25 protein-coding genes are annotated in these 24,662 nt (G+C 65.6%); 13 read left to right on the plus strand and 12 right to left on the minus strand.

Annotation, left to right across the window (positions count from 1 at the left end; all coding sequences use genetic code 11):
- Positions 1–26: 26 nt before the first annotated feature.
- The 4 genes from ACSSV8_RS13365 to ACSSV8_RS13380 are packed head-to-tail and all read left to right on the plus strand — an operon-like array spanning position 27 to position 3,916.
- Complete coding sequence (locus tag ACSSV8_RS13365; protein WP_454282764.1) at positions 27–1,019, plus strand: metal ABC transporter solute-binding protein, Zn/Mn family; 993 nt, start codon at positions 27–29, stop codon at positions 1,017–1,019.
- Complete coding sequence (locus ACSSV8_RS13370) at positions 1,016–1,789, plus strand: metal ABC transporter ATP-binding protein (RefSeq protein ID WP_454282765.1); 774 nt, start codon at positions 1,016–1,018, stop codon at positions 1,787–1,789. The genes ACSSV8_RS13365 and ACSSV8_RS13370 overlap by 4 nt, the downstream gene beginning before the upstream one ends.
- Before the next feature lies 1 nt (position 1,790).
- Complete coding sequence (locus ACSSV8_RS13375; protein ID WP_354539236.1) at positions 1,791–2,990, plus strand: metal ABC transporter permease; 1,200 nt, start codon at positions 1,791–1,793, stop codon at positions 2,988–2,990.
- Complete coding sequence (locus ACSSV8_RS13380) at positions 2,990–3,916, plus strand: metal ABC transporter permease (protein WP_354539235.1); 927 nt, start codon at positions 2,990–2,992, stop codon at positions 3,914–3,916. Before ACSSV8_RS13375 ends, ACSSV8_RS13380 begins: the two co-directional genes overlap by 1 nt.
- 7 nt (positions 3,917–3,923) lie before the next feature.
- Here the strand turns inward: ACSSV8_RS13380 and ACSSV8_RS13385 are convergent, their stop codons facing one another.
- Genes ACSSV8_RS13385 through ACSSV8_RS13395 form a run of 3 tightly spaced genes read right to left on the minus strand, consistent with a single transcriptional unit; the run spans position 3,924 to position 5,428 of the window.
- The gene (locus tag ACSSV8_RS13385) at positions 3,924–4,277 is read right to left on the minus strand and encodes a hypothetical protein (protein ID WP_354539234.1); all 354 of its coding nucleotides are present in this window, start codon (positions 4,275–4,277) and stop codon (positions 3,924–3,926) included.
- 35 nt (positions 4,278–4,312) lie between these two features.
- Positions 4,313–5,014 (minus strand): DUF599 domain-containing protein, encoded by a 702-nt coding sequence (locus tag ACSSV8_RS13390; RefSeq protein WP_454282766.1) that lies wholly within the window; start codon positions 5,012–5,014, stop codon positions 4,313–4,315.
- Positions 5,015–5,017: 3 nt separating this feature from the next.
- Positions 5,018–5,428 carry a CopD family protein gene (locus tag ACSSV8_RS13395; RefSeq protein WP_354539232.1) on the minus strand — a complete coding sequence of 137 codons (411 nt, stop codon included), beginning with the start codon at positions 5,426–5,428 and terminating at the stop codon, positions 5,018–5,020.
- Positions 5,429–5,546: 118 nt separating this feature from the next.
- On the opposite strand from ACSSV8_RS13395, the gene ACSSV8_RS13400 reads away from it, so the two are divergent.
- From ACSSV8_RS13400 to ACSSV8_RS13425, 6 genes are all read left to right on the plus strand, one after another.
- On the plus strand, positions 5,547–6,980 hold the full coding sequence (locus tag ACSSV8_RS13400; RefSeq protein ID WP_354539231.1) for an FAD-linked oxidase C-terminal domain-containing protein: 1,434 nt from the start codon (positions 5,547–5,549) through the stop codon (positions 6,978–6,980).
- A 34-nt stretch (positions 6,981–7,014) separates the two neighbouring features.
- Positions 7,015–8,124, plus strand: coding sequence for a glycolate oxidase subunit GlcE (gene glcE / locus ACSSV8_RS13405; protein ID WP_454282767.1), 1,110 nt, complete (start codon positions 7,015–7,017; stop codon positions 8,122–8,124).
- Between the two features lie 10 nt (positions 8,125–8,134).
- The gene (gene glcF, locus ACSSV8_RS13410; protein WP_454282768.1) at positions 8,135–9,457 is read left to right on the plus strand and encodes a glycolate oxidase subunit GlcF; all 1,323 of its coding nucleotides are present in this window, start codon (positions 8,135–8,137) and stop codon (positions 9,455–9,457) included.
- Between the two features lie 66 nt (positions 9,458–9,523).
- Positions 9,524–10,321 (plus strand): trypsin-like serine peptidase, encoded by a 798-nt coding sequence (locus ACSSV8_RS13415; RefSeq protein WP_354539228.1) that lies wholly within the window; start codon positions 9,524–9,526, stop codon positions 10,319–10,321.
- The gene (locus ACSSV8_RS13420) at positions 10,318–11,112 is read left to right on the plus strand and encodes a trypsin-like serine peptidase (protein WP_454282769.1); all 795 of its coding nucleotides are present in this window, start codon (positions 10,318–10,320) and stop codon (positions 11,110–11,112) included. Before ACSSV8_RS13415 ends, ACSSV8_RS13420 begins: the two co-directional genes overlap by 4 nt.
- Positions 11,113–11,246: 134 nt before the next feature.
- Complete coding sequence (locus ACSSV8_RS13425) at positions 11,247–11,717, plus strand: Hsp20 family protein (protein WP_354539226.1); 471 nt, start codon at positions 11,247–11,249, stop codon at positions 11,715–11,717.
- A 45-nt stretch (positions 11,718–11,762) separates the two neighbouring features.
- Here ACSSV8_RS13425 and ACSSV8_RS13430 read toward each other — a convergent pair whose 3' ends face one another.
- The 4 genes from ACSSV8_RS13430 to ectA are packed head-to-tail and all read right to left on the minus strand — an operon-like array spanning position 11,763 to position 15,496.
- On the minus strand, positions 11,763–13,202 hold the full coding sequence (locus ACSSV8_RS13430; RefSeq protein ID WP_454282770.1) for an aspartate kinase: 1,440 nt from the start codon (positions 13,200–13,202) through the stop codon (positions 11,763–11,765).
- A gap of 34 nt (positions 13,203–13,236) precedes the next feature.
- Positions 13,237–13,629 carry an ectoine synthase gene (locus ACSSV8_RS13435; RefSeq protein WP_354539224.1) on the minus strand — a complete coding sequence of 131 codons (393 nt, stop codon included), beginning with the start codon at positions 13,627–13,629 and terminating at the stop codon, positions 13,237–13,239.
- 6 nt (positions 13,630–13,635) lie between these two features.
- Positions 13,636–14,928: a diaminobutyrate--2-oxoglutarate transaminase gene (gene ectB, locus ACSSV8_RS13440; protein WP_454282771.1), complete on the minus strand. Its 1,293-nt coding sequence runs from the start codon at positions 14,926–14,928 to the stop codon at positions 13,636–13,638.
- Positions 14,929–14,977: 49 nt separating this feature from the next.
- On the minus strand, positions 14,978–15,496 hold the full coding sequence (gene ectA / locus ACSSV8_RS13445; protein WP_454282819.1) for a diaminobutyrate acetyltransferase: 519 nt from the start codon (positions 15,494–15,496) through the stop codon (positions 14,978–14,980).
- Between the two features lie 244 nt (positions 15,497–15,740).
- Here ectA and ACSSV8_RS13450 point away from each other — a divergent pair, with 244 nt between their 5' ends.
- Complete coding sequence (locus ACSSV8_RS13450; protein ID WP_354539221.1) at positions 15,741–16,217, plus strand: MarR family winged helix-turn-helix transcriptional regulator; 477 nt, start codon at positions 15,741–15,743, stop codon at positions 16,215–16,217.
- Positions 16,218–16,223: 6 nt separating this feature from the next.
- On the opposite strand, the gene ACSSV8_RS13455 is transcribed toward ACSSV8_RS13450, so the two are convergent.
- The gene (locus tag ACSSV8_RS13455; protein ID WP_454282772.1) at positions 16,224–16,565 is read right to left on the minus strand and encodes a DUF2853 family protein; all 342 of its coding nucleotides are present in this window, start codon (positions 16,563–16,565) and stop codon (positions 16,224–16,226) included.
- Positions 16,566–16,773: 208 nt separating this feature from the next.
- On the opposite strand from ACSSV8_RS13455, the gene ACSSV8_RS13460 reads away from it, so the two are divergent.
- On the plus strand, positions 16,774–17,448 hold the full coding sequence (locus ACSSV8_RS13460) for a GNAT family N-acetyltransferase (RefSeq protein WP_454282773.1): 675 nt from the start codon (positions 16,774–16,776) through the stop codon (positions 17,446–17,448).
- On the opposite strand, the gene ahcY is transcribed toward ACSSV8_RS13460, so the two are convergent.
- Both ahcY and ACSSV8_RS13470 read right to left on the minus strand, forming a co-directional pair.
- A complete protein-coding gene (ahcY, locus tag ACSSV8_RS13465; RefSeq protein WP_454282774.1) occupies positions 17,442–18,830 on the minus strand; it encodes an adenosylhomocysteinase in 1,389 nt (462 codons plus the stop codon). The two genes, ACSSV8_RS13460 and ahcY, sit on opposite strands and share 7 nt — an antisense overlap.
- A gap of 70 nt (positions 18,831–18,900) precedes the next feature.
- Positions 18,901–19,215 carry a hypothetical protein gene (locus ACSSV8_RS13470; RefSeq protein ID WP_454282775.1) on the minus strand — a complete coding sequence of 105 codons (315 nt, stop codon included), beginning with the start codon at positions 19,213–19,215 and terminating at the stop codon, positions 18,901–18,903.
- 155 nt (positions 19,216–19,370) lie between these two features.
- Here ACSSV8_RS13470 and ACSSV8_RS13475 point away from each other — a divergent pair, with 155 nt between their 5' ends.
- Entirely contained in the window at positions 19,371–20,270 is a 900-nt protein-coding gene (locus ACSSV8_RS13475) for an FkbM family methyltransferase (protein ID WP_454282776.1), read from the plus strand.
- A 393-nt stretch (positions 20,271–20,663) separates the two neighbouring features.
- Here the strand turns inward: ACSSV8_RS13475 and carB are convergent, their stop codons facing one another.
- Complete coding sequence (gene carB / locus ACSSV8_RS13480) at positions 20,664–23,963, minus strand: carbamoyl-phosphate synthase large subunit (protein ID WP_454282777.1); 3,300 nt, start codon at positions 23,961–23,963, stop codon at positions 20,664–20,666.
- A gap of 112 nt (positions 23,964–24,075) precedes the next feature.
- Positions 24,076–24,600 (minus strand): hypothetical protein, encoded by a 525-nt coding sequence (locus ACSSV8_RS13485; protein WP_454282778.1) that lies wholly within the window; start codon positions 24,598–24,600, stop codon positions 24,076–24,078.
- Between the last annotated feature and the right edge of the window lie 62 nt (positions 24,601–24,662).

Here is a 24,662-nt window from a genome sequence, read left to right on the forward strand (position 1 = left end):
TGTCACACAGCACCGACAGGATACCCATGCGAGTCCGACGCGAAACAGGCGTGCCTCTCGGGCACCTGGGCCGCCGCCACCTGCTTGCCCTTGCCGCCGCCTTCGCGGGGGTCGGGGCCGCGCGCGCGGCCACCGCGCCGCTGGACGTTGTCGCCACCACCGGCATGATCGCCGATACCGCCCGCGCGATCGGTGGCGATGCGGTCAGCGTGCGCGCGCTGATGGGGCCGGGGATCGACCCGCATTCCTTTCGCCAGACCCGCAGCGACATCGCAGCACTCACCCGCGCCGATCTGGTGCTCTGGCACGGGCTCTATCTTGAGGCGCAGATGGAGGATTTCCTTGCCCGTCTCGGCGCGCGCCAGCCGGTCGTTGCCGTGGGCGAGGCGGTGCCCCCAGGTCTGCGCATTGCGCATCCCGATTACGCGGGACGGTTCGATCCGCATGTCTGGATGGTGCCTGATCTCTGGCGGCATGTGGCCGACGGGATTGCCGTTGCCCTGTCCGGGGCGCGGCCCGAGGCGCAACGGGAGTTTGCCGACAATGCCCGCGCCTTGCGTGCCGATCTTGACCGGCTCGGCCGTTATGCGCGCGACACCCTCGCCACCGTCCCGACCAAGGCGCGCGTGCTGGTGACGGCTCATGACGCCTTTGGCTATTTCGGCCGCGCCTACGGGTTCGAGGTCGAGGGGATTCAGGGCATCTCGACCGAATCCGAGGCGGGCCTCGCCCGCATCGGTGAACTGGTCGAGATGCTGGTCGCGCGCGGCATTCGGGCTGTCTTTGTCGAAAGCACCGTCTCGGAGCGCAATATCCGCGCCCTCATCGAAGGCGCGGCGGCGCGCGGCCACGAGGTGCGCATCGGGGGCGAGTTGTTCTCGGACGCGATGGGCCTTCCCGGCACCTATGAAGGCAGCTATATCGGCATGATCGACCATAATATCACCACCATTGCCCACGCCCTTGGCGGACGGGTGCCCGCGCGCGGCCTCAACGGCAAGCTGGCGGCAGGGGGATGACCATGGCACTCGAACTGGTGCGCGAAAAAACGATTGATCAAAACCCTCTGGCCATTCGCGGCCTGACGGTTTCCTATGCCGAGAAACCGGCGGTCTTCTCGGTGGACGTGAGCTTTCAGGCGGGCCAGATGACCGCCATCGTCGGCCCGAACGGTGCCGGGAAATCGACCCTCCTGAAGGCCGCGCTCGGCATCCTGCGCCCGCTTTCCGGGCAGGTCACGGCCTTTGGCGCGCCGCTTGACCGGGTGCGCGCGCGCATCGCCTATGTGCCGCAACGCGCCAGCGTGGACTGGGATTTTCCGGCGCGCGTGATCGACGTGGTGATGATGGGGCTTTACCGCGATCTGGGCCTTCTGGGCCGTATCCGCCCCCGTCACCGTGCCCGCGCGCTGGAAAGCCTCGCGCGCGTCGGGATGGAGGGCTTTGCCACCCGCCAGATCGGTCAGCTTTCGGGTGGCCAGCAACAGCGCGTCTTTCTTGCCCGCGCGCTGGCGCAAGGGGCCGATCTCTACCTGCTGGACGAGCCTTTCGCCGGGGTCGACGCCGCCACCGAGCGCGCGATCATCGGCGTGCTCAAGGGCCTGCGCGACGCGGGCAAGACCGTCGTGGCCGTGCATCATGACCTGACCACCGTGCCCGCCTATTTCGACCGTGCCTTTCTTCTCAACATCTCGGCCATCGCCGAGGGGCCCGTGGCCGAGGTCATGACCGAGGCCAACCTGCGCGCGGCCTATGGCGGGCGGCTGGGCGCTGTCCAACAGGCGGTCTGAGATGCTCTGGCAGGCTCTCGGCCTCGGGCTTGGCTATAACGCCACGCTGGTCACGCTGGGCGCGGCCATGCTCGGGATCGCGGCGGGGGCGACGGGGGTTTTTCTTTATCTCGCGCGCCGCGCGCTGGTGAGCGACGCGATCGGCCACGCCACCTTGCCCGGCGTGGTGGCGGGGTTTCTGGTGATGGTGGCGCTGGGGGGCGAGGGGCGGTTCCTGCCGGGGCTGATGCTGGGCGCGGCGGTCTCGGCGGGGCTGGGGCTTGCCTGTGTGTCCTGGCTCACGGCGCGCACGCGGCTGCATGAGGACGCGGCCATCGGCGCGGTTCTGTCGGTGTTCTTCGGCGCGGGCGTGGTGCTTCTGACCGTGGTGCAGGTGCTGGAAACCGGGCGGCAGGCGGGGCTTGAGACCTTCCTTCTGGGGGCCACCGCCGGGATGCTGCGCGCCGAGGCGCTGAGCATCGCGGCGGGTGGTGCTGCGGTTCTGGCGCTGGTGGTGCTGCTGCGCCGCCCGATGGTGGCCGTGGCCTTCGATCCCGGGCACGCGGCGGGGCAGGGGATCAACCTGCGCGCGGTCGATCTGGCGATGATGGGGCTGGCGCTTGCCGTCACCGTGGTGGGGCTCAAGGTGGTGGGCGTGGTGCTGATCGTGGCGCTGCTGATCATCCCGCCGGTGGCGGCGCGGCTCTGGTCCGAGCGGGTCGGGGTGATCGTGCTGCTGGCGGGGGCCTTCGGCGGGCTGTCGGGCTATCTTGGCGCGGCCATCTCGGCCACGGCCCCGGACCTGCCCACGGGGCCGCTCATTGTGCTGGCAAGTTTCGCGCTCTTCATCCTGTCGCTGCTCTGTGCGCCCGCGCGCGGCGTGCTGGCGGCGGGGCTGCGCCACTGGCGGTTTCAGCGTCGGGTGCATCTGCGCCAAGGACTTCTGGCGCTGGCCAGTGGCCATCCGGTCTATGAGCCGCTGACGCTGCGGCTGCTGGCCCGCCGGGGCCTTGTGCGCGCCGACGGGGTGGCGACGGAGGCGGGCCGTGCCCAAGCCGCGCGCGCGCGTCTTGACGAGCGACGCTGGCACATGCTGCGCAGCCTGCCGGAATTCGAGGCCGCGGCCGCGCGCCATGACGGGCTGAGCCCCTTGTCCGAGGTGCTGACCCCCGATCAACTGGCCGCGCTCGACAGGCATCTGGGGCCGGAGGGGGCGCTGTGATGGGGGCGGAATTTGTCATGCTCTCGCTCGCGCCGCTGGTGATCGGCGTGCTTGCGGCCATTGCCTGCGCGCTGCCGGGTAATTTCCTGTTGTTGCGGCGGCAGGCACTCATCGGCGACGCCATCAGCCATGTGGTGCTGCCCGGTATCGTCGTGGCCTTCCTGCTCTCGGGTCGGGTGGCGGCGGTGCCGATGATGCTGGGCGCGGGCGGCGCGGCGCTGGTGTCGGTTCTGCTCATCGAGGTGATCCGGCGGTTGGGGCGGATCGAGCCGGGGGCGGCCATGGGCGTGGTCTTTACCGCGATGTTTGCGGGTGGCGTGCTGCTCTTGGAGCAAAGCGCCGCCTCGGGCGTGCATCTTGACGTGCAGCACGCGCTTTACGGCAATCTCGAAAGCCTGATCTGGCTTGACGGGTATGGCTGGGGCGCGCTGCTCGATCCGCAGGCGCTGCGTGGCCTGCCGCCCGAACTGATGCGCATGGCGGTGGTGACGTTTGCCGTGGCGCTCTTTACCGGTGTGCTCTGGCGCGCGCTGGTGATCGCCACTTTCGACGAGGGATTTGCCCGCACACTTGGCCTGCCGGTGCGCGCGCTGTCGCTGGCGCTCGTGGCCGTGGCGGCGATGGCGGCGGTGGCGGCATTCGATGCGGTCGGCTCGATCATCGTCATCGCCATGTTCATCTGTCCGCCCGCCGCCGCGCGGCTGATGACCGACCGGATGGGCGGGCAGGTGGCGTGGAGCCTTGGCTTTGCCACGCTCTCGGCGGTGCTTGGCTATGTGCTGGCGGGCTATGGCCCGCTCTGGCTCGGATATCAGAGCGCGGTCAGCGCGGCGGGTATGATCGCCACCGTGTCTGGCGTGATCCTTGCGCTTGTGGCGCTTGTCGGCCCGCGCCGCCGGGGCGTGGCGGCAGGGCAGGGGGCGTGATCGCGCGTCACGGTGCGATGACGACGCGCAACCGCTCTTTCCCCCAGCCATCCACCGAGCAATGCGCGCGGATGAAGACCTCTCGTGTGCCCTCGGGTAGATCGACGCTGAGCGAGCGCGTAAAGGGCTGTTCGTTGACATGCGGATGATGGAGCAGGCGATAGCCAAGGCGCGTGCCCGTGGCATCGAGCACTTCCCAGCCGTCGGCATAGTGATCCCAACCGGTATCCGGATGCGCGATCGTCACATCCACGCGATAGGCCGCATCGGTTCGCGTCAGGGTGGCATCGACGATTTCCGGCTCTGCCGCCATCGCGGGAGTGGCGGCAAGGCAGGCACAAAGGGCAAGCACATGTCTCATGACACCATTATAACGCAAACTCTTCCGCCGCGCAGTCACTTATCCGGGCGCATCAGCACCGCGCGCGATTCAGAGGCGAATTCGCGCCGCAAGAGCACCCCGAGCGTCAGCGCCACCGCCAGCAAGAGCGGCCAGGGTCCCAGCAGCCAGGCCGCCGCCGCCAGCGCGAAATAGAGCGCGCGCAAACCCCGGTTGAAGCCGCGCGCGGCGGTGATGTTGATCGCGCCGGCCTTGTGCGCACGCGGCAATGCGGCAGGGTCCGCAGGGTCATTGGGCACCGCCGCCATGACCACGGCGCAATAGCCGAAAAGGCGATTGGCCCAGACGAATTTCAGGAAGGCATTGGTCAGGAAGATGATGATGGTCAGGATCTTCACCTCCCAGACGATCACCGGATCGGTGCCGGCCGTCAGGTCGTCCGCGATCCCGATGAGCCGCTCCACATCCCCCAGAAGCGCCAGCGCGCCACCAATGGCAATCAGGGTGGCCGAGGCAAAGAACGACGTGCCCTGCCGCAGCTGTCCGATCACCTGCGAATCGAAGATACGCGGATCACGGGCGACGAATTGCACCATCCATTCGCGGCGATACCGCGCCATCAGGTTCGACGTGGAGGGAAACCGCGCGGGCGCGTGTTCGATCAGAAGCGTGACACAGGCCCATCCCATGATCAGCGCCGCCACCGCCCACAGGTCGAGCGTGGTGAAATGGCCAAGCGCCTGCGCCAGCACCTCCATCGCTCAGAACGGCTGCACGACCACGGTCCAGAGCACCGCGATGGCCCCGAACACGCTGATTTCGTTGAAAACGCGCAGGTAGCGGTCGCTCTCGGTAAAGACGCCCCGCCGCGCCCGCAGCACCAGCCGCCCGGTCCAGCCGTAATGCAGCGCCAGCGCCAGCACCAGCGCGATCTTGAGATGCGTCCAGCCCGGCCAGCCAAGCCAATGCGCGAGCAAAAGCCCGGTGGCGATGGCGATGATCCCGAGGCCGAGCGAGAAGCGGTAGAGCCGGATCGTCAGATCCCCGAGCGGGCCGAACTCGCCCAGCCGGTCCCATTCGCGGTGCCAGTAGATGAGGGCGCGCGGCACGGCGAAAATCGACGTCATCCAGCCCATGACGCAGAGAATATGAATGATCTTGACCCAGTCCATGTGCGATGACTGCCCGAGGCGCTCTGTCTGTGCAAGGGTCCGGGCTAGGCTAGGGTGAAAAAGGACTCGCCACATGGCAAAATTGGTTATATATTGTTACCAATTATGGGAGATGCTCATGGAAATGCCCGTTCCGAACCCGGCGATCCTGTCTCGCAAGGCCGAACTTGTGGCGCGGCTGCTCAAGGTCCTGCCCGCTGACGCGGTGATCTCGGACCCGGCGGAAACCCGCGCCTATGAATGCGACGCGCTCACCGCCTATAAATGCCCGCCGCTGGTCGCCATACTGCCCGGCTCGACGCAGGAGGTCTCGGACGCGCTGGCGATCTGTCATGAAATGGGCGTGCCGGTGGTGCCGCGCGGCTCGGGCACCTCGCTCGCGGGGGGCGCGCTGCCGACGGCGGACAGCGTGATCCTCGGTGTCGCGCGCATGAACGCGGTGCTGGAGACCGATTACGACAACCGCCTGATCCGCGTGCAGACCGGGCGCACCAATCTGAGCGTGACCGGCGCGGTGGAGGAACACGGATTTTTCTATGCCCCCGATCCCTCGTCGCAGCTTGCCTGCGCCATCGCGGGCAATATCGCGATGAATTCGGGCGGCGCGCATTGCCTCAAATACGGTGTCACCACCAACAACCTGATGGGCGTGACCATGGTGCTGATGGACGGCACGGTGGTGGAGCTGGGCGGCGCGCATCTCGATGCGGCGGCGTATGACCTGCTGGGCCTTGTCTGCGGTTCCGAGGGGCAGTTGGGCGTGGTGACCGAGGCCACGTTGCGCATCCTGCGCAAGCCCGAGGGCGCGCGCCCCGTGCTGATCGGGTTCGACAGCAATGAGGTCGCCGGGGCCTGTGTCTCGGACATCATCAAGGCGGGCGTGCTGCCGGTGGCGATCGAGTTCATGGACCGCCCCTGCATCCGCGCCACCGAGGATTTCGCCCATGCCGGATACCCCGATTGCGAGGCGCTGCTGATCGTCGAGGTCGAGGGCTCGGATACGGAAATCGACGCGCAACTCGCGCTGATCGAGGCGATCGCCCGCCGCCACGACCCGGTGGAACTGCGCCAGAGCAAATCGGCCGAGGAAAGTGCCAAGATCTGGCTGGGACGCAAATCCGCTTTCGGGGCGATGGGGCAGATCAACGATTACATGTGCCTCGACGGCACCATCCCGGTGAGCGCGCTGCCGCTGGTGCTGCGCCGCATTGGTGAGATGTCAAAGGAATATGGCCTTGATGTGGGCAACGTGTTCCATGCGGGCGACGGCAACATGCACCCGCTCATCCTCTTTGATGCCAACAAGCCGGGCGATCTGGAACTGTGCGAGGAATTCGGTGCCGAAATCCTCAAGCTCTGCGTCGAGGTGGGCGGGTGCCTTACCGGCGAGCATGGCGTGGGCATCGAGAAGCGAGACCTGATGGCGCATCAATACGCCCCCGACGATCTGGCGGCGCAGATGGATGTCAAGGACGTGTTCGATCCGGGCTGGCTTCTGAACCCGGCCAAGGTCTTTCCGCTCGAGGCCTCCCAAGGGCGGCGCGCCGCCTGAGAGCGATTGGCTTGAGTATTTTTGGAACAGTGAAATGACACCCCAGACAGAGGCCGAACTGGCCGCGATCATCAAGGCGGCGGACGGGCCGTTGCGCATCGAGGGCGGCGGCACGCGGCCCATCGGGGGCGCGACCAATGGCGCGCGTCTGTCCACATCGGCCATGCGCGGGATCGAGCTTTACGAGCCGGGCGCGTTGACGCTGGTGGCGCGCGCGGGCACGGCCCTGGACGAGGTGGAGGCGGCGCTGGCGAAAGAAGGGCAGCGCCTTGCCTTCGAGCCGATGGACCATCGCGGGCTGCTGGGCAGCGCGGGCACGCCCACCATCGGCGGGGTGGTGGCGGCCAATGTCAGCGGCCCGCGCCGCGTGCAGGCCGGGGCCTGCCGCGATTTCCTTCTGGGCGTGCGTTTTGTCGATGGGGCGGGACGGATCGTCAAGAATGGCGGGCGGGTGATGAAGAATGTCACCGGCTATGACCTCGTGAAGCTGATGGCCGGGAGTTACGGCACATTGGGTGTGCTGACCGAGGTGGCGCTCAAGGTTCTGCCCGCGCCGCAGATGGCGGCGACGTTGCGCCTTGACGGGCTGGACGATGCGCAGGCGGTCACGGCCTTGTCCCGGGCGCTCGGCTCGCCCTTCGAGGTCACGGGGGCGGCGCATCTGCCGGGCAGGGGGACGGTGTTGCGCATCGAGGGCTTTGCCGCGTCGGTGGCCTACCGGGCCGAGCGCCTGGCGGCGCTCCTTGCCCCGTTCGGTGCGGTGGCGGTGGAGGACGATCCCGACGCGGTGGCGGCCACCTGGCGCGATATCCGCGACGTGGCCGCCTTTCACGGGCGCGGGGGGGATGTCTGGCGGCTGTCGGTAAAGCCGTCGGACGCGCCCGGCATCGTGGCCGGGCTGAGCGGTGTCGAGGCGCTTTATGACTGGGGCGGGGGCCTTGTCTGGCTGCTGGCGCCCGAGGGGCGCGCGAACACCATCCGCGCGGGCGTCGATGCGAAAGGCGGTCATGCCACGCGGGTGCGGGGCGAAGGTGCCGACGCCTTCCATCCGCTGCCCGCGCCGGTCGCGGCCCTTCAGGCCGGGCTGCGGCAGCGGTTCGATCCGCGCGGCCTGCTCAATCCGGGCCTCATGGCGCGCGTGTGAGGGAGAGAGCATGAAAACCGAGTTCACGCCTGCGCAACTGGCCGATCCGAAAATTGCCCGCGCCAACCAGATCCTGCGGTCCTGCGTGCATTGCGGCTTCTGCACCGCGACATGTCCCACCTATCAGGTGCTGGGCGACGAGCTGGACAGCCCGAGGGGGCGGATCTACCTCATCAAGGACATGCTGGAAAACGACCGCGTGCCGGACGAAAAGACGGTGAAACATATCGACCGCTGCCTGTCGTGCCTGGCTTGCATGACCACCTGCCCGTCGGGGGTGCATTACATGCATCTTGTCGATCAGGCACGCGAATATATCGAGGAACGCTATCGCCGCCCCTTCGGCGACCGTGCCCTGCGCTGGATATTGGCGCGCATCCTGCCATATCCGATGCGGTTTCGCGTGGCGCTTCTGGGGGCAAAACTCGGGCGGCCCTTCGCGCGGCTGATGCCCGACGCGCGATTGCGCGCCATGCTGGAGATGGCCCCGAAACACATTCCCCCCGTCAGCCGGAATGACGACCCGCAGACATTCGCCCCCAAGGATGCACGCAAGATGCGTGTGGCGCTGATGACGGGCTGTGCGCAGCGTGCGCTCAACACCGATATCAACGATGCCACCATTCGCCTGCTGACGCGGCTTGGCTGCGAGGTGGTGGTAGCGGAGGGTGCGGGCTGTTGCGGGGCGCTGACGCATCACATGGGCAAGACCGCCGAGAGCCACGCGACGGCAGCGAGGAACATTCGGGCCTGGGCGCGCGAGATGGACGGCGCGGGGCTGGATGCCATCGTGATCAACACCAGCGGCTGCGGCACCACGGTCAAGGATTACGGGCATATGTTCCGGCTTGAGCCGCTGGCCGCAGATGCCGCGCGGGTCAGCGCCATTGCGATGGATATAAGCGAGGTGCTGATGCGGCTTGATCTGCCCGAAGGCGGCGACAAGGGGCTGACGGTGGCCTATCACGCTGCCTGTTCGCTGCAACACGGGCAGAAGATCAAGACCTTCCCCAAGGACCTGCTGAAACGTGCCGGGTTCACCGTGGCCGAACCCGCCGACAGCCACCTGTGCTGTGGCTCTGCGGGGACCTATAATCTGATGCAGCCCGCCATCTCGAAGCAGTTGAAGGAGCGCAAGCTGCGCACGCTGGAGGCGGTCAAGCCCGATATCATCGCCGCCGGGAATATCGGCTGCATGATGCAGATCGGCTCGGGAACGGCCGTGCCCGTGGTCCACACCGTCGAGTTGCTCGACTGGGCCACCGGCGGGCCGCAACCGCCTGCGATGTCGCGCGCGGCCGGGGGGCTTTCGGGGGTTCCCATTCTGCGCTGAACGCGGTCATATTCTGGCCCAGAACCCTTGCTAGCCGGAAAGGGTATTCGCGGACCCGGAGAGACCATGCTGCGTGCGCTTGCCCTTCTTGTCTGTCTTGCCTCACCGCTGGCCGCGCAGGACAGCCGCCTCGAGCGGCTTGACATGGGCGATGCCGCCCGCGCCTGGGAGGCCGTGGGGCGGCTCGAACTGGGCGGGCGCGGGTTCTGCACCGGCGCCCTCATTGCGCCCGATCTGGTGCTGACGGCGGCGCATTGCCTTTATGACAAGACGACCGGCGCGCGACTCGATCCGGCGCGGATCGAATTCATGGCAGGTTGGCGCAACGGGCGCGCCGCTGCCTATCGCTCGGTGCGGCGGGCCGTCACCCATCCCGCCTATGATTTTGCAGGCCAGGTCACCTCTGAGCGCGTGCGCAATGATGTGGCGTTGCTGGAGCTGTATCACCCGATCCGCAACAGCCATGTCACCCCGTTCGAGACCGATGAGCGCCCGCGAAAGGGCCAGCAGATCGGTGTGGTGAGCTATGCCAAGGACCGGTCCGAGGCCCCGTCCCTGCAACAGGTCTGCGAGGTTCTGGCGCGACAGGACGGGGTTCTGGTCATGTCCTGCGATGTGAATTACGGCGCGTCCGGCGCGCCGGTGTTTTCGTTCGAGGGGGGCCGCGCGCGCATTGTCTCGGTGGTGTCGGCCATGGCCGAGGTTGACGGGCGCAAGGTCGCGCTCGGCACGCAACTGCTCGAGCCGCTCGACACCCTGCGCGCGGCGCTTGATGCGGGGCAAGGCGTCTTTCAGGAGGCCGCTCCGAAAATGCTGTCCTCGGGCACGCGCCGCGACACGGGCGCTAAATTCGCGCGGCCATGAGGGGGCTTTTTGCTCTTGTGCTGGCGCTGATGACGGGCGGCGCGGCGCTGGCGCAAAGCGGGCTGGACCGGCTGACGCAGCGTGATCAGCTTTTCGGGTGGGAGGCGGTCGGGCGGCTCGATATCGGGCGGGCGGGCTATTGCACCGGGGTGCTCATCGCGCCCGATCAGGTGCTGACGGCGGCGCATTGCCTTTATGACCGCACCCGCGCGCCCGTGCCTGCAAGCAGCCTGCGTTTTCGTGCCGGGCTGCGTGACGGGGTGGCGATCGCGGAAAGCGGGATCAGCGGCTATGTGGTGGCGGCGGGTTACGACCCGGCCCGCGGCATGGCGGCGCAGAATGTGCGCCGCGACGCCGCACTTTTGCGCCTTGCCACCCCGATCCCGAGCGCCGTGGCCGCGCCTTTTGCCCTTCATGGCGCGCCCGCGCCCGGACAGCGGGTCAGCCTTGTGTCCTATGGCCGCGACCGCGACGAGGCCCCGTCCTGGCAGCGCGATTGCGGGATGCTGTGGCAGCAGGACGGGTTGATGGCGTTCGACTGTGACGTGATCTTCGGCTCTTCGGGCGCGCCGGTCTTTGCCCGCTCCGGCAGCCGCACACGGATACTGTCGCTGGTCAGCGGCGGCACCACGGCGGGGCGTCAGGTGGCGTTCGGGATGGACCTTCCCGCGCTTGTCGACGATCTCAAGCGCGCGTTGCGCGCCCAAGGGGCCAGCCCTGCGGCACCCGGCTTCAAGCGCGCCACGGTCGGGCAGGGGCAGGCCTCTGGCGCGCGTTTCGCACGGCCCTGAGGTGTCTTTCGGGGGTCTTGACAGGCCGCTTTCCCCTTCCCAAATCTGTGTGGTCCCGGTGCCATTACGGGCCGGGCAGATGCGCCTGTCCCGTGAGGGAAGGCAAAATTGTTATCGCTTCAAGGAGGATGACCATGCGTAACTTCGATCTTGCACCGCTTTACCGGGCCACCGTCGGCTTTGACCAGATCGCCGACCTGCTTGACCGGGTGATGGCCAGCGACGTGAGCCAGCCGACCTATCCGCCCTACAACATCGAAAAGACCGCCGATGATGCCTATCGCATCTCGATCGCGGTCGCGGGCTTTGCCGCCGAGGATCTGGGCGTCGAGGTCAAGGAGGGCGCGCTCGTGGTCACGGCGCGCAAGCGCGAGGAGGATGAGGGCCGCACCTATCTGCATCGCGGCATCGCCACCCGCGCGTTCGAGCGGCGCTTTCAACTGGCCGATCATGTCCGCGTGACCGGGGCCAGCCATGCCGACGGGATGCTCCATATCGAGCTTCAGCGCGAGGTGCCCGAGGCCCTCAAGCCCCGCCGCATCGCCATCTCCAGCGCCTACAAGGCGTCCGACAAGGACGTGATCGACGCCGAAAAGGTGAACTGATCCGAAAGGGCTGGCCCGGTCGATCCGCGACCGGGCCTTTGACCTTTACGCCGCCTTGACCATCCGCGCCACCGGGGCGCTCCCTTCGATCAGGGCGCGGTGAAGGGCGATAATGCCCTGCTCCATCTCTCCCGCCCCGATCACGAATTGCACATCCACCCCGCGCGGCGTCTGATGGGCGGCAACCACGTCGATCTCTGCATTTTCCAACGCGACGAGGCCACGGCTGAGCACCTTCAGCCCCTTGAGATCCCGCCCGATGGGCGACACAAGCGCGAGGGTCCGCGCGGAAACCTGCGCCGCCGGATAAAGCGCCTCCAGATCCCGCGCCACGCGCCGCACCGTTTTCAAGGAGGCCTGCACGTAATGGGTGATCGTGTTGGCGTTCGAGGTCTTGGAGACGATCCAGACATTGTGCCGCTTGAGCGCGTCGAGAATCGCGGCGTCATAACCCTTGACGCCCACCATGTCCTGTTCGAACAATTCCAGCGCAACCACCTTGAGACCGGTCACGATCTCGACCGCCGGGGTATCGGTCGGCTGATCGTCGATCAGCGTGCCGGGATCGCCGGGATCGAAGGCGTTAGTGACGCGCAAGGGCACCTCGGCCTGCCGCAGGGTCTTGGCGGCCTTGGGATGAATCGCCTCCATCCCCAGGTTGGAGAGCTGATCGGCCACGTCATAATTGGTGTGCCCCAGCTTGCGCACGGCGTCTTCGCCCACCAGTTTCGGATCGGCCGAGGAGAGGTGAAATTCCTTGTGAATGATCGCCTCGCGCGCGCCCGTGTGGGCGGCGATGCGGGCGAACGTGACCTCGGAATAGCCCCGATCAAACTCGCGCATCAGGCCTTCGCTGCATTGCGCATAGCCGGTCACGATGGGCATTTCGGTCTCGAGATCCACATCGCTCAACCCCGCCGCAATCCGCTCGGCCAAGGTATGCTCGGTCTCGTCGCGCCAGCCGCTGAGGTCGATGAACCGCGCATTGACGCCCGCGCGCTGCAACAGAAGCGTGGTGACAAAGGCCGAATGCGCCTCGCCGAGACCCGAGAGCAATTCGCGGATGACCATCATGTGATCGCTGAGGCGAAAATGCCCGTAGGAACAAAGCCGTTGCAGATCGAAGAGGCAGGACCGCGCGCCCTCAATCCGCTCGCGCACGAATTCATCGGCCATGCTGCGGTCGCCGGGATTGTCGAGGATGTCGCCATGCGCGGCGCGCATCGCGTGGCCCACCTCGGTCAGCGCATCAAGCCAGCCGTGATCGTCATCGTTGTTGGCAAAGCGCGCATAGACGCCCGGTTGCCCGGATTTCTTGTGCTCCAGCAACAGGTTGGTGATGCCGCCAAAGGCCGAGACGACGAACGCGCGCCCATAAAGCGCCGCGCCCGTCCGGTCCCCGATAAACAGTGTGTCCAGCAGTTCATTGACACGGCTCATTGACGTGCCGCCGATTTTCTCGACGGTATGGGTTGGAAATGTCATATCCCTCATGCCGGGGCTTTGCGCCCCGACCCTCTCAGCTTGTTTCGAGCGAATAGGAGCCGTCGGCCTGATGCACTTCCTTGCCGGTCACCGGCGGGTTGAAGCAGCAGGCCATCACAAGCTCTTCGTCGGCGCGCAGAGTGTGGCGGTCGTGCTTGTCGAGCGCATACATGACGCCGGGCTTGATCTCATGCGTCTCGCCAGTTGCCAGATCGGTGATCGAGCCTTTGCCCTGCATGCAATAGACGCTCTCGAAGTGGTTCTTGTATTCGAACGTGTGTTCCGATCCCGGCTCGAGGAACGTGATGTGGAACGAAAACCCCATCCCGTCATCCGCGAGCAGCATCCGCACGCTTGACCATTGCGCATCCGAAACAACCCGGTTGCGTTCTTCCTCGATGATCTTGTTGAAGTCTCTGACGATCATTTTGCGTTACTCCGCAGCTATTTTCTGGGTCTCGGTCACATCCCGCACCGCCTGCGCGAGGATGTCCAGCCCTTTGGCAAATGTGTCTTTCGGCGTGGTCAGCGGAGCAAGCACCTTGACCACCTCATCGCGTGCGCCCGAGGTCTCGATGATGAGGCCCTTCTCAAAGGCCCGCGCGCAGATAGCGCCCGCCAGATCACCGCAGCCCACATCGACGCCCTGCATCATGCCGCGCCCCTTGAGGCGGGCACCGGGGATTGTGTCGGCGATGCGCGACAGCGCGTCGCGCAGCATCGCGGCCTTTTCGGCCACCTCGTTCTGGAAGGTGTCGTCCTTCCAGAACTTCTCCAGCGCCACGCGCGCGGTGACAAAGGCATGGGTGTTGCCCCGGAACGTGCCGTTATGCTCGGCCGGGCCCCAGATATCATGCTCGGGCTTGATCAAGAGCGCGGCAAAGGGCAGGCCCATGCCGGAAAAGCTCTTGGCCATGGGAATGAGGTCCGGCTCGATGCCCATTTCCTCGAAGCTGAAGAAGGTGCCCGTGCGCCCGCAGCCGGCCTGAATGTCATCGACAATCAGCAGCGCGCCGTGATCCTTGGCGATCCGCGCGATGCCCTGCATGAAGGCGGTGGAGGCAGCGTTCAACCCGCCCTCGCCTTGCACCGGCTCGATGATGAACGCCGCAGGCGCATCGACACCGCTTGACGGGTTGCCAAGCATTTCCTCGATGATGCGCAGGCTGTCCATGTCCGGCCCGAAGGCGCCCTCGAACGGCATATGCGTGGTGCCGCAGAGCGACCCGCCGCCCGCACCCGCGCGTTTGCCCGCGTTACCGGTGCACGAGAGCGCGCCCATGGTCATGCCATGAAACCCGTTGGTAAAGGCGATGATGTTGCGCCGCCCCGTGACCTTGCGCGCCAGCTTCATCGCGGCCTCAACCGCGTTGGTGCCCGTGGGGCCGGTCATCATCACCTTGTAGTCCATGTTGCGCGGTTTGAGGATGATGTCCTCGAAGGCGCGCAGGAAATCGGCCTTGGTGCCGGTGTGCATGTCAAGGCCGTGGGTGACGCCATCGGCGGTGATATGCGCGATCAGCGCGGCCTTCATGTCGGGGTCATTGTGCCCGTAGTTGAGCGACGAACACCCGGCGAGAAAGTCGATATAGGTGTTTCCCTGCGCATCGGTCAGCTCCGACCCCTGCGCCTTGACGAACGACCTGGGAAAGCTGCGGCAATAGCTGCGCGCCTCGCTCTCGCGGCGGGCATAGATTTCAAGATCGTCTGATTGCTCAGTCGGCATGGCATGTTCCTTCATGTGATCGGGGGATGGCGGAGAGGGGGCCCGAGGCTCAGGCCGCCTTTTTCATCCGCTCTTTCATGGTGATCGTGACCATGTATTCGGTGTCGTGCAGATCGTCGAAATGCTGTGCTTTCGTGAAATAGGGCGCGCTGGTCAGGGCGGCGTCCTTGATGCTGGTGAACTTGCGAAAGAGCGCCCAGCTCGCGGCATTGTCGCGGGTGATCGTGGTCTGCAGCCGCGTCACGTTCTTGCACACCTCGCGCGACAGAAGCCCGCGCAGCATCAGCGTGCCAAGACCGGTGCCGCGCGCCTTTTCCGAAACGGCGACCTGCCAGACAAAAAGTGTCTCGGAATCGTCCGGCAGGAGATGGCCCGACACCCAGCCCACGATCTCGCCGTCCATCTCGGCGACGATGCAGGTGTCGCGGAAATGGTCGCACTGGATCAGGTTGCAATACATGGAATTTTCGTCGAGCGGCTTGCACTCGCGGATCAGGCGCCAGATCGCGGCCCCGTCCTCTGCTCCCGGCTTGCGCAGGGAAGGCATGGTTTTTCGAAACATTTCCATCGCATGTCGCATGAGTGCAGGCCTCTGTTGTTGCTTTGATTGACTAAATAAAATACTTAGCTTATAAAATCAACACCTGATCCGAAAATATCACATCTCCGTCAAACAAGTCTAAAAACGGTGGTTTTCGGGGAATAATCCGTAATTTAAATGTTCAATATGCGAATTAAAGACCACAGGAGGCCAGAGATTGCAATTGAGTGAAAGCTTTGCGACCATTGCTTCGATCACCAAAGGAGGCCGCATGGATCGCACTGACCAGAGCCTGATCGCGCTGCGCCGCATCCTGCGCGCAACCGAGATCTACGGACAGAAACTCGCCAATGCGGCTGGGGTGACTGCGGTGCAGTTCCGCGTGCTGCAAATCGTCGCCGAGCGCGGCCAGACCACCGCCACCGACATCGCGCGCCGGATGCGCGTCAGCCAGGCGACGGTGACCTCATTGGTGGACAAGCTTGTGAAACACGGCATGGTCACGCGCGAGAAATCCGCAGCCGACCGCCGACAGACGAACATCGTCATCACGCCGCGCGGGCGCGACACGATCCGCCGCGCGCCCGATGCGCTGCAACAGCGCTATGTGCGGAAATTCGAGGCGCTTGCCGATTGGGAGCAGGCGCAGCTTGTCGCCTCGCTCGAACGCATCGCAGCCATGCTCGATGCCGACGCGCTGGATGCATCGCCCGTGCTCGACACGGGCGATCTGCGCGACGCGTCCTGATCGGGCTCAGCCGTAGACGGCTTCCTTGCCGAAATGCTTGGTCAGCATGTAATAGACCACCGCGCGATACTTGTTGCGCTCGGACCGGCCATAGGTTTCCAGCACCTGATTGATCGCATCCATCAGTGCGGGGCTGTCGGCAAGGCCCAGCTTCCTGATCAGGAAATTGGTCTTGACCGTTTCAAGCTCTGCGGGCTGTCCCGCCGCCACGGTCGCCGCATCGGCGTTGTAGATCGCGGGGCCACACCCGATGGTCACCTTGGTGAGCAGGGCCATATCCGGCTCCATACCGCATTTGTTGCGCAAATCGTCCGCATAGCGCGCAATCAGATCGTCACGTTTTCCCATGAAATCACTCCCTATGTCCCGGCGCATCCCGGACGGCCATTCACCGCCGCCCGTACGCACGCACCGCCGGAAACATACCCAGACAGGCGCGGGCCGCAAAGGGAAAACGCGCAGCCTCTTCCCCGCGCATGTCTTGAACGGCGGAAAACACTTCTTAGATGCAGGCGAACGTCTTTGAACCTTGACTCGACGCCGGGGACCCGACGCCATGAGCCAGACGATCACAGCCGAAATCGGTTTGCCGCAAAACCCCTCGCGCCGACGCTCTGACGGCCCGCTCTGCCCTGAACGGCAATCCGCCTGTCATGCGGCGGGCCTGCCGCTTGCCTATGATCCCGCGCAAACGGGCTGGGTGCCATCGGGGGCCATCGACGATTTTCACACGCAGGCGATTGTGCCCTCCGCCTCCGCGCGTCTGGGCTTTCGCGCGTGGCGGAGCGGGGATATCGACCGGTTTCATGCCCTGCTCGACGATCCGGAGGTCTGGGCCTTTCTGCCGCAGCCCTATCCCGCCCCGCTCAGCCGTGCCAATGCCGCCACCCTTGTCGAGTTGGCCAATGCCAGCCCGCACCACATGGTCCATGCCGTCACGCACCGGGGCGCGCCCATCGGACAGGCGCGGCTTGAATTCGCAGGGCAAGGCCGCGCCGAAATCAGCTATTGGCTGGGCCGCGCCCATTGGGGTCAGGGGTTTGGCCGCGATCTTGTGCGCGGCTACACGGCCTTTGTGGCGACCGAGGCGGGCGATATCCACACGCTCTTCGCCCGGATCCACCCGAAGAACACCGCGTCGCGCCGCGCGGTGCAATCCGCAGGCTACAAATACGACGGGCCGGACCCACAGGATCCAGCCCTCGATCTCTTTTCGCGCGCCGTTCAGTAGCGGTAGTGCTCGGGCTTGAAAGGGCCCTCGGGTGACACGCCGATATAGGCCGCCTGTTCGGGGCTGAGCTGCGTGAGCTTGACACCGATCCGGTCGAGATGCAGCCGCGCGACCTTTTCATCGAGATGCTTGGGCAGCACGTAAACCTCGTTGCCGTAGTGATCGCCCTTGGTCCAGAGTTCGATCTGCGCCAGCACCTGATTGGTGAAGGACGCCGACATGACAAAGGACGGGTGCCCGGTGGCATTGCCGAGGTTCAGAAGACGCCCCTCGCTGAGCAGGATGATGCGATTGCCCGAGGGCATCTCGATCATGTCCACCTGCTCCTTGATGTTGGTCCATTTGTGGTTCTTGAGGGCTGCCACCTGAATTTCGTTGTCGAAATGGCCGATATTGCCGACAATCGCCATGTCCTTCATCTCGCGCATATGCTCGATGCGGATCACGTCCTTGTTGCCGGTGGTGGTGATGAAGATATCGGCCGTGGCGACCACATCCTCCAGCAGAACCACCTCGAACCCGTCCATCGCCGCCTGAAGCGCGCAGATCGGATCGGCCTCGGTCACCTTGACGCGGGCACCGGCACCGCGCAGCGACGCGGCAGAGCCTTTGCCGACATCGCCATAGCCCATGACCACGGCCACCTTGCCCGCCATCATCGTGTCGGTGGCGCGGCGGATACCGTCGACGAGCGATTCCTTGCAGCCGTATTTGTTGTCGAATTTCGACTTGGTCACGCTGTCGTTGACGTTGATCGCCGGGAAGGGCAGTTGGCCCTGCTTGTGCAGATCATAGAGACGGTGCACGCCGGTGGTGGTCTCCTCCGACACGCCCTTGATCTGGTCACGCACTTTCGTGAACCAGCCGGGGCTTGCCGCCATGCGCTTGGCGATCTGCGCCTTGATCACCTCTTCTTCCTCGGATTGCGGCACGGCGATGATCTCCTCGCCCGCCTCGGCGCGCGCGCCAAGCAGCACGTAAAGCGTCGCATCGCCGCCATCGTCGAGGATCATGTTCGGCCCATCCGGAAACTGGAACGAGCGGTCGAGATAATCCCAGTGCTCTTCAAGGCTCTGGCCCTTGATTGCGAACACGGGCGTGCCACCCTCGGCAATCGCCGCCGCCGCGTGATCCTGCGTCGAGAAGATGTTGCAGCTTGCCCAACGGACCTCGGCCCCGAGCGCGTTGAGCGTCTCGATCAGCACGGCGGTCTGAATGGTCATGTGCAGGCTGCCCACGATCCGCGCGCCCTTGAGTGGCTTTGCCTCGCCATATTCGGCGCGCAGGGCCATCAGGCCCGGCATTTCGGTTTCGGCAATATCAAGCTCTTTGCGGCCATAGGCGGCGAGAGAGATATCCTTGACGATGTAATCCTGTGCCATCGGGGGTGGCTCCTTGCGATGCAAATTTGCAAGGCAGATAGCACCCACCCCCCCGATGGGCAATGCGCGTTTATCCGGCTACGCCTTCGGGTGCGGAGGCGGTCACACTGTTCCAGTGCTGGCCCGTGGCGACGACGCAAGCGACCCCGTCAGGGCGCGTCACGAAGACGGTGAAGCTGCCGGTTTCGTCCGAGGCCCAGACCTCGAGCAATTGTTGCGGGGATTGCAGCCCGCCCCCGGCGAGATGTTCCTTGTAGCGCCCTTCAAGCCGCTCGATGAGCGCAGCGCGCGGCAGGCAGGCCAGGCCCTGCGCCTGCGCCATGTCGGGCGGGGCGAGGGCTGCGGCGCCAAAGATGATCGCGGTGGAGCAAAGACGTTTGAACATGGGGTTCTCCTTTCATTCTGGCGCGGGATGCGCCGGTTTCATGTCAGGAATCTGGGAAACCCCGCGCCGTTTCGCACTAAAACTCGATGCACAAGCGCGTGTGGCGCGCGTGCGCGCCTCTGGCCTTGGCGCGCGCGCCGGGTTAGGTCTGGCCGATGACCCGGCTTACCTTCTCATCTCGCTCGGCACGGCTCCAGTATCATCTTTTGATGGCGCTCTTCCGGCTTGCCGTGACGCGCGGCCTTTATGGCCGGTTCGCGCGGGGCCTTGCGCGATTGTTTCCCGAAGGTAACGCCGTTTCTGTCCACGAGGGTGACGCCCCTCCGTTCCGCATCGCGCTCGGCGACGGTTACTGGACCCGCTTCGCGCTTTACCGCGCGCCCTATGAGCCCGAGGTTGCCGCCGTCCTGCGCGCTTGTGCCGGGGCCACGCCGCTCTTTTGCGATCTGGGGGCGAACAAGGGCTGGTGGACGACCCGCGCCGCGCCGCTCTTTGCGCGCGTGATCGCGGTCGAGGCGTCGGCGGCTACCTTCGCCGACTTGCGGGCCAATGCCGCGCACCTGCCCAATGTGACCCTGCACCGGGCCGCCATCCATGCGCGCTCGGGCCAGACGCTCCGCTTCGTGAACACGCATCTCAGCCACGCCTCGGCGCGGCTGATGGGCGACGCCCCGGCGGCGGCCGTGGACAAGATCGAGACCGTGCGGACGCTGGCCATTGACGACCTCGTGCCCGAGGGCGTGGCCGCGGTGATCAAGCTCGATATCGAGGGAGCGGAGAGTGCCGCCATCGACGGGGCTGCGCGCGCGCTGGCACAAGGGGCGGTGCTGATCTACGAGGACCACGGCAATGATCCGGCCTGCACGGTCAGCGCGCGCCTTCTTCAGGACCCCGATATGCTGCTATTTTCCATAAATACGGGCTTGGTTCCCATGCCCGATCTCGCCGCCATCGCGGCGCGCAAGAGCGATCCCTACACGGGCTACAACTTTCTTGCCGCACAGGCCGGATCACCGCTTTTGGCGGCGCTCCGGCGACGTTTTTCGGAAAAGTGATCCGTGGGGCAGGGTCCGGCAGGGCCGAAGGGCCGTTCCGTCAGAGGATCGCCATGGCCGACAGCACAAAAGTGCCGATGATCGCGCCATAGACGATCACGACGGCCTGCCAGGAGGCCGAGTGCATACGCAGTTCGCGGTTCAACTCGTCGCGGGTCATATCTGGCCTCCGTATCCTGAGGGTTGTCATCGCGCGACCGGCCTGTCGATCACACCCGCCACATAATGGAAATTTCTGTCCGCACAATGGCTGGAAACAGTTTTATTCATGCGTTTTCGGCAAGGTGTTGCAGCGCAGCATGCATAGCGCACGAAAGCGGAATTCCGGCGTTCGGAACCGGCATCGCGCGCCCGCCTTGACAGGCCCCGTCAGGCGATGACGGAGCCCGCCGATCAGGCCGGTATACCCTGCAACGGCATCACCTCGAGCACGCCCTCGCGCCGTGCCCGGATCGCCTGTGCGGCCGCGTGAGAGCCCGCCAGCGTGGTGAAATAGGGGATGCGGTCATAAAGCGCGACCGCACGGATCTCGCGGCTGTCCTCGACCGCCTGCGCGCCCTCGGTGGTGTTCATCACCAGAGCAATCGCGCCATCCTTGAGCATGTCCACGATGTTGGGGCGGCCCTCATAGACCTTGTTGACCACCTCGCAGGCGATCCCCTTCTCCGTGAGGAAGGCACCCGTGCCGCGCGTGGCGACAAGCGCGAAGCCAAGGCTGGTGAGGATGTCCGCCGTGTCGATCAGTTGCGCGGTCTTGTCGCTGTCGCGCACCGACACGAACACCGTGCCGCCTTCGGGCAGGGTCACGCCCGCGCCCATCTGCGCCTTGAGAAAGGCGCGCGGGAACGACACGTCCCATCCCATCACCTCACCGGTAGAGCGCATTTCGGGGCCAAGGATCGTATCGACGCCGGGGAAGCGGGCAAAGGGCAGCACCGCCTCCTTGACCGAGAACCACGGCATGTCCGGGTCCGCCAGCGTCATCTGGTCAGCCATCGGCAGGGTGCCGGGGCGCGTATCGCGCGGATAGGGGCCGCGATGCGGAAATGCCTCAAGGCTTTCGCCCGCCATGAGCCGCGCGGCGATGGAGGCAATGGCCGAATCCGTGGCCTTGGCCACGAACGGCACGGTGCGGCTGGCGCGCGGGTTCACCTCGATCAGGTAGATGTCATCGCCCTTGACCGCGAATTGCACGTTCATCAGGCCCACGACGCCAAGCGCGCGCGCCAGCGCCTCGGTCTGGCGGGTGATCTCGTCGATGATCGCGCGCGAGAGCGAATAGGGCGGCAGCGAGCAGGCGGAATCGCCCGAATGCACGCCCGCCTCCTCGATATGCTGCATGATGCCCGCGACATGCACGCGGGTACCGTCGCAGAGCGCATCGACATCGCATTCGATGGCCCCCGAGAGATAACTGTCAAGCAGCACCGGGCTTTTGCCCGACACGACCACCGCCTCGGAAATGTAGCGCTCCAGATGGGCCATGTCGCGCACGATCTCCATCGCGCGGCCGCCCAGAACATAGGACGGGCGGATCACCAGCGGAAAGCCGATTTCCTCGGCGATGGCCAGCGCCTGCGCATCCGTGCTGGCGATGCCGTTATGCGGCTGTTTCAGCCCCAACCGGGTAACGAGCGCCTGAAACCGCTCGCGGTCCTCGGCCAGATCAATCGCGTCGGGCGTGGTGCCGAGAATGGGGATGCCCTCGGCCTCGAGCGCGCGGGCGAGTTTCAGGGGCGTCTGCCCGCCGAATTGCACGATCACCCCGTGCAGCGTGCCGCGCTCCTGCTCCACGCGCAGAATTTCCATGACATGCTCGAAGGTGAGCGGCTCGAAGTAAAGCCGGTCGGAGGTGTCGTAATCGGTGCTGACCGTCTCGGGGTTGCAGTTGATCATGATCGTCTCGTAGCCCACGTCCGAGAGCGCGAAGCAGGCGTGACAGCAGCAATAATCGAACTCGATCCCCTGTCCGATCCGGTTGGGGCCGCCGCCGAGGATCACCACCTTCTTGCGGTCCGAGGGGCGCGCCTCGCATTCCACCTCGCCCATCATCGGGGCCTCGTAGGTGGAATACATATAGGGCGTCTGTGCCTCGAATTCGGCGGCGCAGGTGTCGATGCGCTTGAACACGGCGTGCACGCCAAGGTTCCGGCGCGCGCGGCGCACCTGATCCTCGTCGCGGCCCGTCAGCGTGGCCAGCCGCGCATCGGTAAAGCCCATCATCTTGAGGCGGCGCAGGCCCTCCTCGGTCACGGGCAGGCCGTCGCGGCGGATACGTTCCTCGGCCTCGACGATCTCGCGGATGCGGGCGAGGAACCACGGATCATAGGCCGTGGCGGCGTTGATTTCGTCATCTGTCAGGCCATGGCGCATCGCCTGCGCGATGGTGCGCATCCGGTCAGGGGTGGCCACCGAGAGGGCGCGGGTGATCGCGGCCTTCTCGGGGGCACCCTCGATGGCGATTTCGTCAAAGCCCGTGAGGCCCGTCTCCATCGAGGCAAGCGCCTTTTGCAGGCTCTCGTGGATGGTGCGGCCAATCGCCATCGCCTCACCCACCGATTTCATCGCGGTGGTGAGATGCGGCTTGGCTCCGGGGAACTTCTCGAAGGCAAAGCGTGGGATCTTGGTGACGACATAATCAATCGTCGGCTCGAAACTGGCGGGCGTCACCCTCGTGATGTCGTTGTCCAACTCATCCAGCGTATAGCCCACGGCCAGCTTGGCCGCGATCTTGGCAATCGGGAAACCGGTGGCCTTGGATGCCAGCGCCGAAGACCGCGACACGCGCGGGTTCATCTCGATCACCACCATGCGGCCATCGGCGGGGTTGATCGCCCACTGCACGTTGGACCCACCCGTCTCCACCCCGATCTCGCGCAAGACGGCGATGGAGCCGTTGCGCATCATCTGGTATTCCTTGTCGGTCAGCGTCAGCGCCGGGGCCACGGTGATCGAATCGCCCGTATGCACGCCCATCGGATCGACGTTTTCGATGGAACAGACGATGATCGCGTTATCCGCGCGGTCGCGGACCACCTCCATCTCGAATTCCTTCCAGCCCAGAAGGCTCTCGTCGATCAGGATCTGGCTCACGGGCGAGGCATCGAGGCCGGATTTGCAGAAATGGATGTAATCGTCGCGGTTATAGGCGATGCCGCCCCCCGTTCCGCCAAGGGTAAAGGCCGGACGGATGATCGCGGGCAGGCCCACGTAATCAATCGCCGCCATGCACTCTTCCATGGTGTTGGCGATGGTGGCCTTGGGGTTCTCGATGCCGAGCCGGTCCATCGCCTCGCGGAAAAGCTTGCGATCCTCGGCCATTTCGATGGCCTGCCGGTTGGCACCGATCAACTCCACGCCGAATTTTTCCAGCACGCCCATATCGGCCACCGCCAGCGCGGTGTTGAGGCCCGTCTGCCCGCCCATCGTGGGCAAGAGCGCATCGGGGCGTTCCTTCTCGATGATGCGCGCGACCACCTCGGGCGTGATCGGTTCGATATAGGTGGCGTCCGCCAGCCCCGGATCGGTCATGATCGTGGCGGGGTTGGAGTTCACGAGGATGACGCGGTAACCCTCTTCGCGCAGCGCCTTGCAGGCCTGAGCGCCGGAATAGTCGAACTCGCAGGCCTGTCCGATGATGATGGGCCCCGCGCCGATGATCATGATGGATTTGATATCGGTTCTCTTCGGCATGTCGGTCCCCTGACGGCTGGCAGCGGGCGCAGGCCGAAGGGGCCGCGCGCCCAAATTCTCGGGGGTTATAGCTATCGTCCGCCGGGGCGCAAGGGGCATTGCCGACCGGCCCTCAGGACATGCCCGGACCCTCCGGCGCGGTATCGAGAATCACCCGGTCGAGCGCGCCCATCCCCGCGCCATCGCGCTGCGGATAAAGGATCAGCCGGTCGATCACCTGCCCGGCCAGCGCCCCGGCCTCGAAGGTCACGTAACCGGCCTCGCTCGAGGTGAATTGCTCGCGCGCCACCAGATGCGCGCCCAGATAGCCCTCGGCCCGGATCACCGGCGTGCCCGCCTCGGCCTGCCAGTCGAGCGAGACGAAGGTGAAGGGCGCGTCGCGCAGGATCGCCAGCGCGCCGGGCGCGCCCATCCCGCCCTCTATTTCATGTGGCCCGTCGGTGCCGTCGCCCGATTTGCCGGGGCCCGAGATCACGAGGTTGCGCGTCACGAGGCGAAATCCGTCCTCGGCCATCTCGGGCGGGGCCGCGCCCGCACCATATCCCTCGAACCCGAGCGAAACCGGCCCGGCCCCCGCGGCCCCTGCCAAGAGTGCAAGCACGGCTGCCCCCGCGTGCCGTTTGACCCTCGCTGCCATGTCCCCGCTCCGTGCACGCCCCTCGCGCGCCAGCGTCGCGCGCGCCAGCCACGCTGTCAACG

Source organism: Roseovarius sp. MBR-79, from assembly GCF_053628555.1.